This window comes from Microbacterium sp. ZXX196, from assembly GCF_009709595.1.
Classification (GTDB): domain Bacteria; phylum Actinomycetota; class Actinomycetes; order Actinomycetales; family Microbacteriaceae; genus Microbacterium; species Microbacterium excoecariae.
In genome coordinates this window covers 86,109-100,940 of sequence record NZ_WMEE01000009.1, presented here as the reverse complement: position 1 = coordinate 100,940, position 14,832 = coordinate 86,109, and the positions used below count along the sequence as shown (strand labels likewise).

Annotated in this window: 14 protein-coding genes and 1 pseudogene; 13 read left to right on the top strand and 2 right to left on the bottom strand. The window is 73.3% G+C overall.

Features of this window, described 5'->3' with window-relative positions; translation table 11 throughout:
• The 3 genes and pseudogenes from GJQ66_RS14105 to GJQ66_RS09415 all read left to right on the top strand — a co-directional run.
• Positions 1-278: pseudogene (locus tag GJQ66_RS14105) on the top strand (hypothetical protein); the annotation flags it as partial.
• Entirely contained in the window at positions 275-964 is a 690-nt protein-coding gene (locus GJQ66_RS09420; RefSeq protein WP_368732846.1) for a ThuA domain-containing protein, read from the top strand. The pseudogene GJQ66_RS14105 and the gene GJQ66_RS09420, both read left to right, overlap by 4 nt.
• Before the next feature lie 39 nt (positions 965-1,003).
• A complete protein-coding gene (locus tag GJQ66_RS09415; RefSeq protein WP_155049066.1) occupies positions 1,004-1,510 on the top strand; it encodes a flavin reductase family protein in 507 nt (168 codons plus the stop codon).
• Positions 1,511-1,654: 144 nt separating this feature from the next.
• Here GJQ66_RS09415 and GJQ66_RS09410 read toward each other — a convergent pair whose 3' ends face one another.
• Positions 1,655-3,241, bottom strand: coding sequence for a cation:proton antiporter (locus GJQ66_RS09410; RefSeq protein WP_155049065.1), 1,587 nt, complete (start codon positions 3,239-3,241; stop codon positions 1,655-1,657).
• Positions 3,242-3,309: 68 nt separating this feature from the next.
• On the opposite strand from GJQ66_RS09410, the gene pepN reads away from it, so the two are divergent.
• A complete protein-coding gene (gene pepN, locus GJQ66_RS09405; RefSeq protein WP_155049064.1) occupies positions 3,310-5,802 on the top strand; it encodes an aminopeptidase N in 2,493 nt (830 codons plus the stop codon).
• A 20-nt stretch (positions 5,803-5,822) separates the two neighbouring features.
• Here pepN and GJQ66_RS09400 read toward each other — a convergent pair whose 3' ends face one another.
• Complete coding sequence (locus GJQ66_RS09400; RefSeq protein WP_155049063.1) at positions 5,823-6,419, bottom strand: TetR/AcrR family transcriptional regulator; 597 nt, start codon at positions 6,417-6,419, stop codon at positions 5,823-5,825.
• Positions 6,420-6,518: 99 nt separating this feature from the next.
• Here GJQ66_RS09400 and GJQ66_RS09395 point away from each other — a divergent pair, with 99 nt between their 5' ends.
• The 9 genes from GJQ66_RS09395 to GJQ66_RS09355 all read left to right on the top strand — a co-directional run bounded on the left by GJQ66_RS09395 (position 6,519) and on the right by GJQ66_RS09355 (position 14,775).
• Entirely contained in the window at positions 6,519-8,183 is a 1,665-nt protein-coding gene (locus GJQ66_RS09395; RefSeq protein WP_155049062.1) for an ATP-binding cassette domain-containing protein, read from the top strand.
• Entirely contained in the window at positions 8,180-9,850 is a 1,671-nt protein-coding gene (locus GJQ66_RS09390; RefSeq protein ID WP_155049061.1) for an ABC transporter ATP-binding protein, read from the top strand. The genes GJQ66_RS09395 and GJQ66_RS09390 overlap by 4 nt, the downstream gene beginning before the upstream one ends.
• 28 nt (positions 9,851-9,878) lie before the next feature.
• Positions 9,879-10,868, top strand: coding sequence for a cell division ATP-binding protein FtsE (gene ftsE / locus GJQ66_RS09385; RefSeq protein ID WP_155049060.1), 990 nt, complete (start codon positions 9,879-9,881; stop codon positions 10,866-10,868).
• The gene (gene ftsX, locus GJQ66_RS09380; protein WP_155049059.1) at positions 10,865-11,776 is read left to right on the top strand and encodes a permease-like cell division protein FtsX; all 912 of its coding nucleotides are present in this window, start codon (positions 10,865-10,867) and stop codon (positions 11,774-11,776) included. Before ftsE ends, ftsX begins: the two co-directional genes overlap by 4 nt.
• Before the next feature lie 62 nt (positions 11,777-11,838).
• Positions 11,839-12,315: an SsrA-binding protein SmpB gene (smpB, locus tag GJQ66_RS09375; RefSeq protein WP_155049058.1), complete on the top strand. Its 477-nt coding sequence runs from the start codon at positions 11,839-11,841 to the stop codon at positions 12,313-12,315.
• Between the two features lie 52 nt (positions 12,316-12,367).
• Positions 12,368-12,835, top strand: a complete 468-nt coding sequence (locus tag GJQ66_RS09370) for an A24 family peptidase (RefSeq protein ID WP_155049057.1) — start codon at positions 12,368-12,370, stop codon at positions 12,833-12,835.
• Positions 12,836-12,860: 25 nt separating this feature from the next.
• Complete coding sequence (locus tag GJQ66_RS09365; protein WP_155049056.1) at positions 12,861-13,922, top strand: YihY/virulence factor BrkB family protein; 1,062 nt, start codon at positions 12,861-12,863, stop codon at positions 13,920-13,922.
• A gap of 35 nt (positions 13,923-13,957) precedes the next feature.
• The gene (locus GJQ66_RS09360) at positions 13,958-14,179 is read left to right on the top strand and encodes a response regulator (RefSeq protein ID WP_155049055.1); all 222 of its coding nucleotides are present in this window, start codon (positions 13,958-13,960) and stop codon (positions 14,177-14,179) included.
• Positions 14,176-14,775 carry a CYTH domain-containing protein gene (locus GJQ66_RS09355; protein ID WP_368732845.1) on the top strand — a complete coding sequence of 200 codons (600 nt, stop codon included), beginning with the start codon at positions 14,176-14,178 and terminating at the stop codon, positions 14,773-14,775. The genes GJQ66_RS09360 and GJQ66_RS09355 overlap by 4 nt, the downstream gene beginning before the upstream one ends.
• Positions 14,776-14,832: the final 57 nt, after the last annotated feature.

The following is a 14,832-nucleotide window of genomic DNA, read 5'->3' as shown; positions in this document are numbered from 1 at the left end:
GTGATGCCGACCGCGTCAATCTCGCCGCGCTCGCCGCGCTCGCGGAGGCGCCGCGTACGCCGCTCGCCCGCCTCGCGGCCGTGTCGGCGGCCGTCGCCGTGCGACGCTGGCCGTTCTCGCCCGCGACGCTGGCCGTAGCCGGCACGCAGGCCGCGGTGTTCGTCGCGGCGCCCGCCCTCGCGGTCGGCATCACCGCCTCCGCGTGCCTCTACGTCGCCTGGGCGGGATCGCGTCACGCGCTGGCGCCGGTACTGCGCCCGGTCGGGGTGCCGGCGTGAGCGGGCCGCGCGTCGTCGTCGCCGTGGGCACGGGGCGATACGCGGACCCGTGGCACCCGTTCGGCGAGGTCGCGCGGGCGCTCGCCGCCTGGCTCGTGGAGGCGGGGTGCGGCGTCGACGTCCGTGAGGACGTGGATGTCGCGCTCGCGGGCCTCGACGGCGCGGACCTGCTGGTGGTGTGCGCGGGCGATCCCTGGCGCGGGGACGAGGCGCGCCGCGGGGCCGACCCGGCGGCGAGCGCGGGCCTCGGCGCGGCCCTGCGGCGGGGGATCGGCGTGCTCGCCGTCCACGCGGCAGTCTCCTCGCTGCGCGACTATCCGGACTGGCGCCGGGCGATCGGCGGCGGGTGGGTCGTCGGGCGATCCGGCCATCCCCCGATCGGGGACGCGCGGTTCGTCGTCGCCGAGCCGGGCTATCCCGCGACGGCGGGGATCCGCGAGGTGCGCGCGTACGACGAGCGCTACGCGGGCCTCGACATCGACGCCGGCGCGCGGATCCTCCTCACGAGCGACGTCGACGGCAGGGCCGAGCCCGCCGCGTGGGCGCTTGAGCGGAATCCTGGGAGATCCGTCGTGTCGACCCTCGGGCACGATGGGCGCGCGATGCAATCCGGGGGTCATCGCCGCTTCCTCGTGAGCGCCGCGCTGTGGGCGGCGGGGGCGGATCCGCGCCACACAGCGTCATGAAACGGCGCCGGGGCGCTGGCGGCGGATTACGGTCGGAGTATGCAGGAATCCCTCGATGCCCTCGCGGGCGACTTCAAGGCCGTCTTCCGCGAACACCCCGCCGCCGTCACGATCATCACGGCGCTCACCCCCGAGGGGCCCGTGGGGCTCACCGCCTCGTCGGTGGCATCCGTCGCGGTCGACCCGACGGCGATCTCCTTTTCCGTGACCCGCGCGACGGGGACGGCGGGCGCGTTGCTCCGCGCCGACGAGCTGCAGGTCCACTTCCTCGCGCCCGAGCACGCGGCGGTCGCGACCCAGTTCTCGTTCACGGGCGGTGAGCGCTTCGCGCCGGGACAGGGCTGGTCCTTCGACGCAGACGGAGCGCCGCGGCTCGCGGGCGCCCGCGCGCGCCTGAACGTGCGGATCCTCGACACGCTCAGCGTCGGCGGATCCGTTCTCGTCGTCGCGCAGGTGGCGTCGCTCGAGCGCGATGCGGCGGCCGGCGATGCCCTGCTGTACGCCGACCGCCAGTTCTTCTCCCGCGGCGACGCCCGCGCCCTGTAGGCCGCCGCGGCGTCAGCACCTGCCCGCCCGCGCCAACACAACGCAGTCAATTTTCGGTGCCATGGGCCCGGATCCGCGATCGTTCGTCGGCCGGTGTGCGTTTTGACTGCGTTGTGCGGGAGAGCGGGGCGGATGGCCCGGTAGTCAGAGCCCGTCGCGGTCGGCGATCGTCTCGTCGGCGAGGGCCGTGCCGGCGCTGCCGTAGAGATGGAACACGGCGTTCGCGCCGCGCTCGGCCAGCTCGGCCGCGTCGCGGTCATAGCGGGCGAGGGCCGCGACGCGGCCCGTGAACCCGCTCGCCCGCAGCATGTCGAGCGCTTCCATGTTCGACGTGTGGAACGGCATGGCGAGGATCGCGATCTCGATGCGGTCCGACCGGCTGACGCGCGCCCAGAAGTCGGAGTCCGTGGCGTCGGCGAGGAGCACGTCGAGTCCGTCCGCGCGGAGCGCCTCGACGCGCGTCGCGTCGTGCTCGATCCCGAGCGCCGCGATGCCGTGCTCGTCGCGCAGGCGCGTGAAGGCAGCGCGCCCCACCCGCCCCATCCCCAGCACGAGCGCGGAGGCATGCCCGACGTCGAGCGGGCGATCCTCGGGGTGGAGGCGCGCGGGATCCTGCGCGGGCATCAGCGCGGCGAGGCGTTCCGCGATCCGCACGCCGCGGGCGTTGACGATGGCCGAGAGGACGAAACTCGCGGCCACGGCGACGGCCATCACCGTGACCCAGCGCTCGGGCACGAGCCCCGACGCGGCGCCCGTGACGGCGATGATCAGGCCGAACTCGGAGAAGTTGGCCATCGTGAGCGCCGTCAGCCACGAGGTCCGGTGGCGCAGGCGCATCGCCCAGAGCAGGAGCACGTACGCCACCGTCTGCACCGGGAGGAGGACGAGGAGGACTCCCGCCATCGCGAGGTCGGCCCCGGTCGGGACGCCGCTCAGGCCGATGTCGAGGAAGAACGCGACGAGCAACAGTTCCTTGACGCTGAGGAGCCTGTGCGCGACGTCGCTCGCCACCGGGTGCCCGGCGAGGAGCGCGCCGACGATGAGCGCACCGAGGTCGCCCTTCAGCCCGACCGCCTCGAAGAGCGCGTAGCCCGGCACGAGGGCGAGGACGATGCCGTAGAGCACCTGCAGGTCGGGGGCGTCGATGAGATCCCAGACCCTCCGAAACACCCAGGCGAGCGGCACGAGCCCGACGAGCGCGAACGCCCACGGCGACGGCACATCCCCGCCCGCGATCGTGAGGAAGGCGACGGCGGCGATGTCCTGCATGACGAGAACGCCGACGGCGATGCGGCCGTACGTCGCCGTGATGTCCGACCGGTCGTCGAGCACCTTCACGACGAACACCGTGGACGAGAACGAGAGCCCGAAGCCGATCAGCGCCCACGTGACGGCGTTCGTCCCGTCGAGGAGTGACATGCCGAGCGTCGAGGCCAGTCCGAGCAGGCCCGCTCCCAGCGCGGTCGACACGAGCATGTGCGCGCCGTTGGTGAGCCACACCTCCTTGCGCACGAGGGTCCGCACGTCGAGCTTCAGCCCGATCCCGAACAGCAGGAGCGTGACCCCGAGATCCGCCGCTTCGCTGACCAGCGGCAGGTCCTCGACGCCCGCGGCGCCGAGGACGAAGCCCGCGGCGAGGAAACCGACGAGCGGGGGCAGGCGCACGAGGACCGCGCCCAGCCCGAGCGCGAACGCGACGGCCAGGTGGATGGCCGCGGTCGTCGTGAACATATCCGGATTCTAGTGACGCGGCGGATCCGCACGTTCCGGCGGTGGCGGGCCTTTCCTACGATGGGGGGATGAGTACGCACACCTCCGCCAACCTCACCCGCGAGGAGACGGCCGCGCGCTCGGCCGCGATCCGCCTGCGCGCCGTTCGCGTCGAGCTCGACCTCTCGAACGCGCCGGACGCCGACGCGACCGGGTTCGCGACGACGACGACCCTGCGATTCGACGCGATCGAGGAATCGACGTGGGTGGATTTCCTCGGCGAGAGCGTCGACCGCGTGGTGGTCAACGGCGCCGACCACCCCGTGCTGTGGGACGGGGCGCGCGTGCGCCTGACGGGGCTCGGCCCCGAGAACGAGGTGCGCATCGAGGCGGTGGGGCGATACAACCGCTCCGGCGAGGGGCTGCACCGATTCGTGGATCCGGCCGACGGCCAGACCTACCTCTACACGCAGTACGAGCCCGCCGACGCGCGGCGCGTGATGGCCGCGTTCGAACAGCCCGACATGAAGGCGACCTACACCTTCGTCGTGACGGCCCCGTCGGGCTGGCACGTGCTGTCGAACGGTCGGCCGGTCGTGACGTCGGGAGGCGGGCGCACGCAGACGGTCGAGTTTTCCGAGACCCGCCCGATCTCGTCCTACATCACCGCGGTCGCGGCGGGGCCGTACCACCGCGTGACGGGCGAGTGGACCGGATCCTCGGGGCGGGTCCCGCTCGGGGCGTACTGCCGCGCGTCGCTCGCGGAGTACTTCGACGCCGACGAGATCCTGAAGATCACCCGCCAGGGCCTGGATTTCTTCACCGCAGCGTTCGACATCGACTACCCGTGGGGCAGCTACGACCAGGTGTTCGTGCCGGAGTACAACCTCGGCGCGATGGAGAACCCGGGGCTCGTGACGTTCACGGAGGCGTATGTTTTCCGCGGCGCCGCGACCCAGGCGCAGCACGAGGCGCGCGCGAACACGATCCTCCACGAGATGGCGCACATGTGGTTCGGCGACCTCGTGACGATGCGGTGGTGGGACGATCTGTGGCTGAAGGAGTCGTTTGCGGACTACATGGGGTCCCACGCCTCGGTCGCCGCGACGCGCTTCACCGAGGCCTGGACGTCGTTCGCGAACCGGCGCAAGGCCTGGGCGTACGAGGCCGATCAGCTGCCAACGACGCACCCGATCGTCGCCGACATCCCCGACCTCGAGGCCGCCAAGCTGAACTTCGACGGCATCACCTACGCCAAGGGCGCCTCTGTCCTCAAACAGCTCGTTGCGTACGTGGGGGAGGAGGCGTTCTTCGCCGCGGCGCACGCCTACTTCGCCGACCACGCCTACGGGAACACGACGCTGGCGGACCTCCTGGCCGCGCTCGAGCGCGCCTCGGGGCGCGACATGGGCGCGTGGGCGGACGCGTGGCTGAAGACGACGGGGGTCTCCACCATCCGCGTCGAGCGGGAAGGCGAAGACGCCTGGCTCGCGGTGGAGGACCCGCGGCCGCACCGCCTGCGCGTCGGGACGTACGTGTGGGACGCGGACCGACTGGTCGCCGGAGAGGCGATCGACGTCGACACGGACGCCGCGCGCGCGGCGATCGAGCTGGGACCCGCCGCGCTCGTGCTTCCGAACGCGGGTGATCTCACCTACGCCAAGGTGCGCCTCGACGGGCCCTCGATCCAGGCGGCCGAGCGCGGCCTGTCGACGATCGAGGATTCGCTCGCGCGCGGCCTCGTCTGGTCGGCGCTGTGGAACGCCACGCGCGACGGCGAGTACGCGGCGGCGGCCTACCTGGACGTGGTCCGCCGGCACGCCCCGCGGGAGGACAACCCGGCCCTGCTCGCCGGCGCCCTCCAGAACGCGGCGGTCGCGGTCGAGGACTTCGTCGCCGACGACCGCCGCGCCGACGCGCGCGGCGCGTGGCTCGAGACGACGTGGGACGCGCTCTGGGGTGCGGCGCCCGGAAGCGACGCGCAGCTCGCGTGGGCCCGCGCGTTCGGCCGCGCGGCCGCCTTCGACGACGCCCGCGCGTCCGAGATTCGGGCTTTCCTGTCGGGCGATACCCCCGCACCGGCCGATCTCGTGCTGGACGCCGACCTACGCTGGATCCTCCTCCAGGCCCTCGCGGCGACCGGGCACGCCGGCGAGGAGGAGATCGCGCGCGAGCTCGCGCGCGACGACACGATGTCCGGGCACACGGCGGCGCGCCGGGCGCGCGCCTCGCGACCCGAGGAGCCCGTGCGCCGGGCGGGCTGGGTGGCCGCGTGGGAGGACCAGGCCCTGACCAACGACGCCCTCGCCGCGACGATCGCGGGCGTGCGTTCCGGCGGCCGCCGCGACCTCGTGGCCGACCTCGACGCGGACTACTTCGCGCGGATCCGTCCCGTGTGGGAGTCGCGGTCGATCGAGATCGCGCGGCGGCTCGTGCGCGGGCTGTTCCCGCACGCGGAGACGCTCGAGGCGGTCGACGGGTGGCTGGAGGACAACGCCGACGCGCCGGGGGCGCTCGTCCGCCTCGTGCGCGAGGAGCGCGACCACCTCGCGCGCTCGCTATTCGTGCGCTCGGTGCAGTGAGCGCCGCGGCCCGCCCGGGATCAGCCCGCGGTGGGCCACCACCGCGGCATGTTCGCGACGATCCGGTCGGCGAAGGCGGCCGGGTGGGCATCGTCGAGGCTCGCCCAGAGCTCGATCGCGCTGACGACGCCGCCGGCGATCACCGCCGCCTCGACGCGGGTGTCCGCGGGGAGGTCGATCCCGCCGTGGCGCATGTTCTCGATCGCGATGTCCGCGCGCCGCACGAGGTGCTCGCGTAGGCGCTTGCGAAAGCCGAGGGACACGGCGGAGTCGAGGAGGGAGCGGATCGCACCGCGCTCGCGGGCGACGGCGGTCAGGATCGCGACGGTGCCGTCCGCGTAGACGCGAGCGAGCTCGGCGAGCGACGTCCCCGGCGCGACGTCGATGGCGCTCACCTCGTCGAGCATCGAGGCGAACACGTCGGCCGCGAGATCCCCGACGCTCGCGTAGTGGCCGTAGAAGGTGGTGCGGTGCACCCCGGCCTCGCGGCACAGTTCGGCGACGCCGATGCTCGCGAGGTCCTCGCGCGAGAGCAGCCGCACGAGCGCGTCCGCCAGTCGCGCCCGCGTGCGCACGGCGCGGGGGTCGTCGGATCCCTGAGACGCGGAAATGCTCATCCTGACAGTGTGCCTCACCGGTGCGCCGCCGCGGATCCGCGGCGCCTCGGAGCGCAATCTGAGGGGACGTCCCAGGGACGGGAGGACAATGGGAGGCCTATGCTTCCGAGGCTTCTCGCCGATGTGCCGCTTTCCGGGTGGGCCATCGTCTTCTGTGCGGCCGTGCGCGCCGCCGCGCTGTCCGCGTGCGCGCTCGCCCTCGGCGCCGGCGTGGATGCGCTCGCGGCCGGAGCAGACCCGCGCGTGTGGTGGGCCGCGGCCCTCGGCGCGCTGGTCGTGGCCGCGTGCGCGGCGGCCGCGGAGGCGCTGGTGCCGGCGCGCGCCCGCCCCGCGATCGAGGCGGAGTGGCGCCAGAAGGTGGCGCGGCGGGCGCTGGCGGATCCGCTCGACGGCGCGGAACCCGCCGGCGTGCGCGTCGACCGCGCGACCGGGGAGGTCGAGCGCTACGCGCACTACCGGGCCGACTTCCTCGGCCCCCTCGTCGCGGGGGCGGTCGTGCCCGCCGTGGTGCTCGTGGTCCTCGGAGCCGGCGTCTCGTGGCCGCTCGCGGGCGGGCTCGCGGTCCTCGTCGCCCTCGCCCCGGTCCTCATCGCGGGCTTCCTCGCGCGATTCCGGGCCTCGAGCGGTCGGTATCGCCGCGTCGCGGCGGGGCTGGCGGGTCTGTTCCTTGAGTCGATGCGCGCGCGAGAGACCCTGCGGCTGCTCGACGCGACGGCGGAGCGCCGCGCGGCGCTCGTGCGGCGCTCCGGCGCCCTGCGCGGCGAGGTGATGGCGCTGCTGCGCCGCAATCAGCTCGTCATTCTCGTGACCGACGCGATCTTCGGCGTGCTCGCGCTGTCCGCCGTCGGGTGTGCGGGCGCGTGGGGAGTGGCATCGGGCGCCCTCTCCCTCGGCCAGGCCGCGGCCCTCCTCGTGATCGCGGGGCTGCTGCGCGAGCCGGTGGACCGCCTCGGCCGCTCCTTCTATGTGGGGCTCGCGGGTCGCGCGGCGGGGGAGCGGATCCGCGGCGCCCTCGCGACCCCGCAGGATCCGGCGGGAGAGCCCGCGCCGTCGGCGGGCGCGGCGCGCCGCGCGGACGCCGGCGCCGTGGACGGCGAGGCCGCGTCGGACGCGCTCCTCACGCTCTCGGGCGCCGTCGTCGAGCGCGGCGGCGTGCGGGTCGTTGACCAGGCGGAACTTGCGATTCCCGCGCGGGGGCTCACGGCGCTCGTGGGCGAGTCCGGCGCGGGCAAGTCCACGCTCGCGCTGGCGCTCGCCGGCCTCGTGCCGTCCCGCGGGATCCGCATCGGCAGCGAGCACGCCTCCGCGGAGGGGCTGCGCGCCTCGGTCGCGTACATCCCGCAGCGCCCCGTCCTCGTTCCCGGCACCGTGCGCGAGAACCTCCAGCTCGCCCGACCGGGCGCGGGCGATGGACGGATGTGGGCCGCGCTCGCCGCGGCGGGACTCGACGCGAGCGAGCTCTCTGGCGGCCTCGGCACGCCCGTCGGAGAGCACGCGCGCGGCGTCTCGGGCGGGCAGGCACAACGCATCGCGATCGCGCGGGCCGTGCTGACGGAGCGCCCGGTCCTTGTCGCCGACGAGCCGACGGCCCACCTGGATCCGGCGGCCTCGCGCGTCGTCGTCGACACGCTGCGCCGTCTCGCTGGGGATCGCGCCGTCATCCTCGTGACGCACCGGCCCGACGAGGCACAACGGGCGGATCGCGTCGCGCGCGTCGCGGGCGGGCGGATCGTGGCGGTCGTCGGGGCGGAGGAGCGCGCATGATCCGCCGACTCCTGCGCCTGGCCGCTCCCGTCTGGCCGCTGCTGGTCGGCTCCTTTTTCGCGCGCGCCGCCTCCCTCCTCGCGGGCACGGCGATGCTCGCCGTGCCGGCCATCGCGATGGTGGCGGCGGCGGGTGGGCGCGGATGGCCGATCTTCGGGCTCCTCGGGCTCCTCGTCGCGATCGCGCTCCTGCAGGGCTCGACCCGGTACCTCGAGCACTACCTGGGCCACCGCGCGGCGTTCGAATTGCTCGCCCGCATGCGCGTCGAGGTGTTCGACGCCGTTGCGCCGCTCTCGGCGGACGACGAGGAGGCGTCCGCGGACCTCACGACGATCGCGACGCGTGACATCGATCGGATCGAGGTGTTCTTCGCCCACACGCTCGTTCCGGCCGCGGCGGCCGTCCTCGTCCCGGCGATCGTGGTGGCCGGCGTCGCCGCGGCGGCGGGAGCCCCGGCCGCGGCCGTCGCCGGCGCCGCGTTCGCGCTCGGCGCGCTCGTCGTCCCGTTCCTCGGCGCGCCGCGGACGGTCCGCGCGGCGCGGGCGGAGGCGGCCGTGCGCGCGCGGATCGCGGACCACCTCGCCGCGGACGCCGACGCGGCGGTCGACCTCCGCACGCTGGGAGCCGAGAATGCGCGCATGGCGCGCCTCGCCGGGCTGGAGGAGGAGCTCGCGCGCGCGGCGGGGTCCTCGGGGCGGGCGAGCGCCCTGCGCGCGGGCGTCGGCCTCGCGTGGCCGTTCGCGGCGGCCATCGGGATCCTCGCCCTCGCGACGCCGCCGACACTCGGCTCCCACGTCGTGGCGGCGGTGGCGGTCCTCGGGGCGGCCCCGGCGGTGGGCGCCCTCGCGGGCCTCGCGCGGTCGCTGCCGGCCGCGTTGGCCTCCGCGCGGCGATACCTCGCGGCGTTCGACCGCACCCCCTCGGTCGCCGATCCCCCGCGGCCCGCGGCGGTCCCGTCGGGTCCGCTCGGGCTCCGGGTGGAGGGCGCGAGCGTCGCTCCGCCGGGCGGACGGCGCCTGCTGGATCCCACGGACCTCGATGTCGCGGCCGGTGACGCCGTCGCGATCGTCGGACCCTCCGGAGCCGGGAAATCGACGCTCGTCTCCCTCATCGTGCGGCGCCGGGATCCCTCGGTCGGACGCGTCGTGCTCGTGGGCGACGGGCGCCTTGTCGACGTGCGCGACGTGGCGCTCGCCGACCTTCGTGCCGCGGTGACGCTCGTCGAGCAGCGCCCGGTGTTCGTGGCGGGGTCCGTCCTCGACAACCTCCGGCTCGGCAACCCGGCGCTCACCGAGGCCGAGGCGTGGCGGGCGCTCGAGGACGCCGCGCTCGCGGGCGACATCCGGGCGCACGCCGAGGGCCTCGCCGCGCGCCTCGGGGAGGACGCCCTGAACCTCTCGGGCGGTCAGCGCCAGCGGCTTGCCATCGCCCGCGCGCTCGCCCGCCGACCGCGGATCCTCGTCCTCGACGAGTCGACGAGTCACCAGGATCCCGAGACGCAGCGCGCCGTCCAGGAGGGCATCGCGCGCCGCGGCGACACGACGCTCGTCCTCGTTGCGCACCGGGCGGAGGCGATCCGGGGCGTCGCGCACGTCGTCGAGCTCCCCGCCTGCGCGGATCTCACAGGGCACCCCGAGCACGAGGCGCCGTGTCGTTTCCGATCGTGACGCGCGCGCCGCGTACTCTCGTGGGGTCATGATCCGGTTCGAGAACGTCACCAAGCGATACCGCGGCACCTCCCGTCCGGCGCTGGACAGCGTCGATTTCGAGGTCGAGCGCGGCGAGTTCGTCTTCCTCGTGGGCGCCTCCGGCTCCGGGAAGTCGTCGTGCCTTCGCCTCATGCTGCGCGAGGGCGTGCCGAGCTCCGGGCGCGTGCTGGTGCTCGGGCGCGACACAGCCCGTCTGAGCGACCGCCGCACCCCCTACTTCCGGCGCAACATCGGATCCGTGTTCCAGGACTTCCGGCTCCTGCCGTCGAAGACCGTCGCGCAGAACATCGCGTTCGCGCTCCAGGTCATCGGCCGCTCGCGCAGCTTCGTGCGCAGCGCCGTGCCCGAGGCGCTCGAGCGCGTCGGGCTCGCGGGCATGGGCGGCCGGATGCCGCATGAGCTCTCGGGCGGAGAACAACAGCGCGTCGCGATCGCGCGGGCCATCGTGAACCGGCCGCAGATCGTGCTCGCGGACGAGCCCACCGGAAACCTCGACCCGGCGACGTCCGTGGAGATCATGCGCGTGCTCGAGGCGATCAACGCGGCGGGCACCACGGTTGTCATGGCCACGCACGAGGCCGTCGTCGTCGACAAGATGCAGCGCCGCGTGATCGAGCTCTCGCAGGGCCAGCTCCGCCGCGATGAGCGTCGCGGATCCTACGGCGACACCTCTGTCATCAGCATGCTGCGCCCCGAGGCCGAGAAGGGCGCATCGGCGCTCGCGGCACTGACCGCGGCGCTCGAACTCCAGCGCGAGGTGTCCGAGACGCCCGCCGCCACGGCGGGCCCCGGCCCGGCGAGCGACAGGACGGACCCGCCCGAGGCGCGCGAGACGGATCCGGCGCCGCTTGCCGCTGAGGAGCCGCCGCGGACGACGTCGATTCCGCACGTCGCGGTCGACGTGGACGAGCTCGGGATGGCAGACAAGCTCGGCCTGCGCGACGGCGACGACAACGAAGTGGGGCCGACCTCATGAACCCCTCGCTGATCCTCTCCGAGGCGTTCCAGGGCCTGCGCCGGAACGCGTCGATGGTGGTATCCGTCGTCCTCGTGACCTTCGTCTCGCTCACCTTCGTCGGCGCGGCCGTCCTCATGCAGGCACAGATCGCCAAGACGAACGATTACTTCACGGACCGTGCGCAGGTCGACGTCTACATGTGCTCGTCGATCTCGACGGTCGACACCTGCGTCGACGGCGTCGCGACGGACGAGCAGATCGACGAGGTGCGCGACCGGCTCGAGGGGTCGACGCTGTCGCCGATGATCGAGAGCGTCGAGTTCGAATCGCAGCAGGAGGCGCACGACGCGCTCGTCGAGGCGTTCGACGAGGACCTCGCGGGCCTGTTGACGGTCGACCAGACGAGCGCCGTCTTCCACATCAACCTCGTCAACCCCGACGAGACCGCCGTCATCCGCGAGTCCTTCGCCGGCGAGCAGGGGGTCGAGGAGGTTGCGGACCAGCTCGAGTATCTGGATCCGCTGTTCTCGACGCTCACCATCGCGACGTACATCGCGGTCGGCATCGCCGTGCTCATGCTCGTCTCGGCGGTCCTGCTGATCTCGACGACGATCCGCCTGTCCGCGTTCGCGCGGCGGCGCGAGGTGGGGATCATGCGCCTGGTCGGGGCCTCCAACGGCACCATCCAGACGCCGTTCGTGTTGGAGGGCGTGCTCGCCGCGTTCCTCGGTGCGGCGCTCGCGAGCGCCACGGTCTTGGTCGCTGTGCGATTCGGAGTGCAGGAGTACCTCGCCCGCGAGGCGGGCGCCATCCCGTGGATCGACCTCGCGGACGCGTGGCTCGTCGTCCCAATCGTCGTGGGCCTCGGCGTCGTGCTCGCCGCGCTGTCGGCCGGCGTGGCGATCCGCCGCTGGTTGCGCGAATAGGCACCCGGCCGTGCCATAGGATAGAAGGCTGTTCACTGGCCGCACATCGAGGGGACGAGCGCATGCCACGCGAAAAGGGCGAGAAGGTCGTCGCGCTGAACCGTCGCGCGCGCCACGAGTACACGATCGAGAAGACCTACGAGGCGGGCATCGTCCTGACCGGCACCGAGGTCAAGTCCCTCCGCGCGGGGCACGCGAACCTTACGGACGGCTACGCATTCGTCGACAAGGGCGAGGCCTGGCTCGACCAGGTGAACATCCCGCAGTACTCGCAGGGCACGTGGACGAACCACGCGGCCAAGCGGCAGCGCAAGCTCCTGCTGCACAAGGACGAGATCACGAAGATCGGCCAGAAGGTCGCCGTGGGCGGCTACACCCTGGTCCCGCTCAAGCTGTACTTCGTGGACGGCAGGGCCAAGGTCGAGATCGGCGTCGCGAAGGGCAAGACCCAGTTCGACAAGCGCCAGACGCTGCGAGAGCGCCAGGACAAGCGCGAGGCCGAACGCGCCATGCGGACCCGCAACCGTCTCGGCGACTAGGAGATCCACAGGCACACATGCCACCCCGCGCCGCGTCGCTAGCGTGGTGCGCATGGAACCCGCCCTCCTCGCCGGCGCCGTGCAGGTCGCCTTCTTCGGCGTGGGCGCCGTTCTCGCGCACATCGACATCCACCACCACCGGTTGCCCAACGCGATCGTGGCACCGCTGGCGGCGGGACTCGTGGCCGCGGCGGCGGCGGGAGCGGCGTGGGCGGGCGACGCGGCGATCCTCGGGCGCGCGGTCGCGGGCGGGGTGGCCCTGGGCGCCTTCTACCTCGGGCTCCGCGCCGCCTCGCGCGGCGGGGTCGGCGGCGGCGACGTGAAGTTCGCGGTTCCCGTCGGCATCCTGCTCGCGTGGGAGGGCTGGGCCGCGTTCGTCCTCGGCGGTGCCCTCGCGTTCGTGATCGCGGGCGCGTGGGCTGGGGTGTTACTCCTCGCACGGCGGGCCGGGCGCGAGGAGCGTGTGCCCTTTGGTCCGAGCATGATCCTCGGTGCCGCCGCGGGCCTGATCGCGACCTGACCGCGCGCGCGATAGCGTGGCGGCCATGGCCAAGCTCTGGAATGCCGTGACCGAAGCGATCGCGTGGGTCCTGCGTCTGCGCATCGTGCGCGCGGTGCTCATGTACAACGACCACCGGGGCGGCCTCCTCGCCGCCGCGATCACCTTCCGCGCGCTGTTCGCGGTGTTCGCGGCGGTCCTCCTGGGTTTCTCGCTCGCCTCGATGTGGCTGTCTTCGCGCAGCGACCTGTGGGACGCGCTCGTCGAGTCGGTGTCCCAGATGGTGCCGGGCCTGTTGAAGACGGACGACACCGATGGCGTGATCGACGTATCGCAGCTCAGCTCCGCCGGATCCGAGGTCACGATCGCGGGAATCATCGGAACGTTCGCGCTCCTCTGGGCGCTCATCAGCGCCGTCGGAAACCTCCGGATGTCGCTCCGCATGATCGCCGGCACGCGTCACGAGAACGACGCGGCGTGGCTGCTCCGTATCCGCGACCTCCTGTTCGCCCTCTCGATCGGCGTGCTCGTGGTCGCCTCGGCGGTCATATCGCTCGTCGGCAGCGCCTTCATCGACACCCTGCTGGGCTGGCTGGGCCTCACGGGCGGCGGGCTGAGCGAGTTCTTCACGCGCCTCGGGGTTCTCGTCGTGGCATTCCTCATCAACGCCGTCATGATCGCCTGGCTCTTCGTCCTCCTCTCGGGCGTGCGCGCCTCGTTCAGAACCATCCTTCCCGGGGCGGTCCTCGGCGGGATCGGTCTCGTCGTCTTGCAGCAGCTCTCGGGCCTGTTCGTCGGGGGCGCCGACAACAACCCGCTCCTCACGTCGTTCGCGTCGCTCATCGCCCTGCTGCTGTGGTTCAACTTCTCGGCGCAGGTCACGCTCATCGCGTCGACCTACATCGTGGTGACGGTCGAGGAGAGCCACAATCGGGTCGGATCGCGCTACGGCGCCGAGACCCTCAAGCAGCGGGCGGTGCGCTCGGCCGAGCGCGACGTGCGCGTCGCTGAGGAGGCGCTGCAGGTCGCGCGGCACGCCGAGCGCGAGGAACGCGAGCGCATGGCCGAGCGCGAGGAGAAGCTCGAGCATCACGACGCGGCGCGCTGATCCCGCGGGCGCCGGCCGCGGCGTACAGTGAGGTCATGGCAATCGCACGACTGCACCGCGGCCCGCTCGACGGGCAGGTCATTCCCCTGGACGACATCGATGAGACGCGACTGATCGTGCCCTATTCGGCGGGCCAGCTGGTCTATCAGCGCGCCGGCGAGCTGAGCAACACCGGGCCCGACGACGGTCCCACGGAAGCGCAGTTCTGGTACGTGGAAGAGGAGAACGACCTCGTGCCGGACGGCGACGACCGGTGAGTTCCCGCACGATCGAGATCGAGCGAAAGTTCGACGTGGATCCCGGAACGCCCGTCCCGGACTGGTCCACGATTCCCGGGGTCGCCAGTGTCTCGGCGGGGGAGAAGCGACACCTCGACGCGACCTACCTGGACACCCCGAGCGCGGATCTCGCGCGCGCCGGCTACGCGTTGCGCCGCCGCACGGGCGGCCCCGACGCGGGGTGGCACATCAAGGGACCGCTCGTGGACGGGGGGCGCGTCGAGCTGCACTGGCCGCTCGCCGACGGGGTGCCGCCGGAGGCCCTGGCGGAGCTGGCGACCCTCACGGACGGATCCAACCTCGCTCCGCTGGCGCGCATCGTGAACGACCGCGTCGCGTACGAGCTGCGCGGCGCGGACGGCGGCATTCTCGCCGAATTCGTGGACGACCGAGTCGAGACGACCGACGAGCGCTCGGGGGCCCGGCGCGCGTGGTGCGAGTGGGAGATCGAGCTCGGACCCGCCGCTCCCGGCGACCGAGACGCGTTCTTCGCCGAGGTCGAGCGCGTCGCGCTGGCCGCCGGCGCGACGGCGCCCTCGAGCGCCTCGAAGCTCGCCCGCGCCCTCGGGGCTTAGGCGCGCAGAAACGACGGCCGGCCCGGATCGCGAGGATCCGGGCCGGCCGTCGTTTCT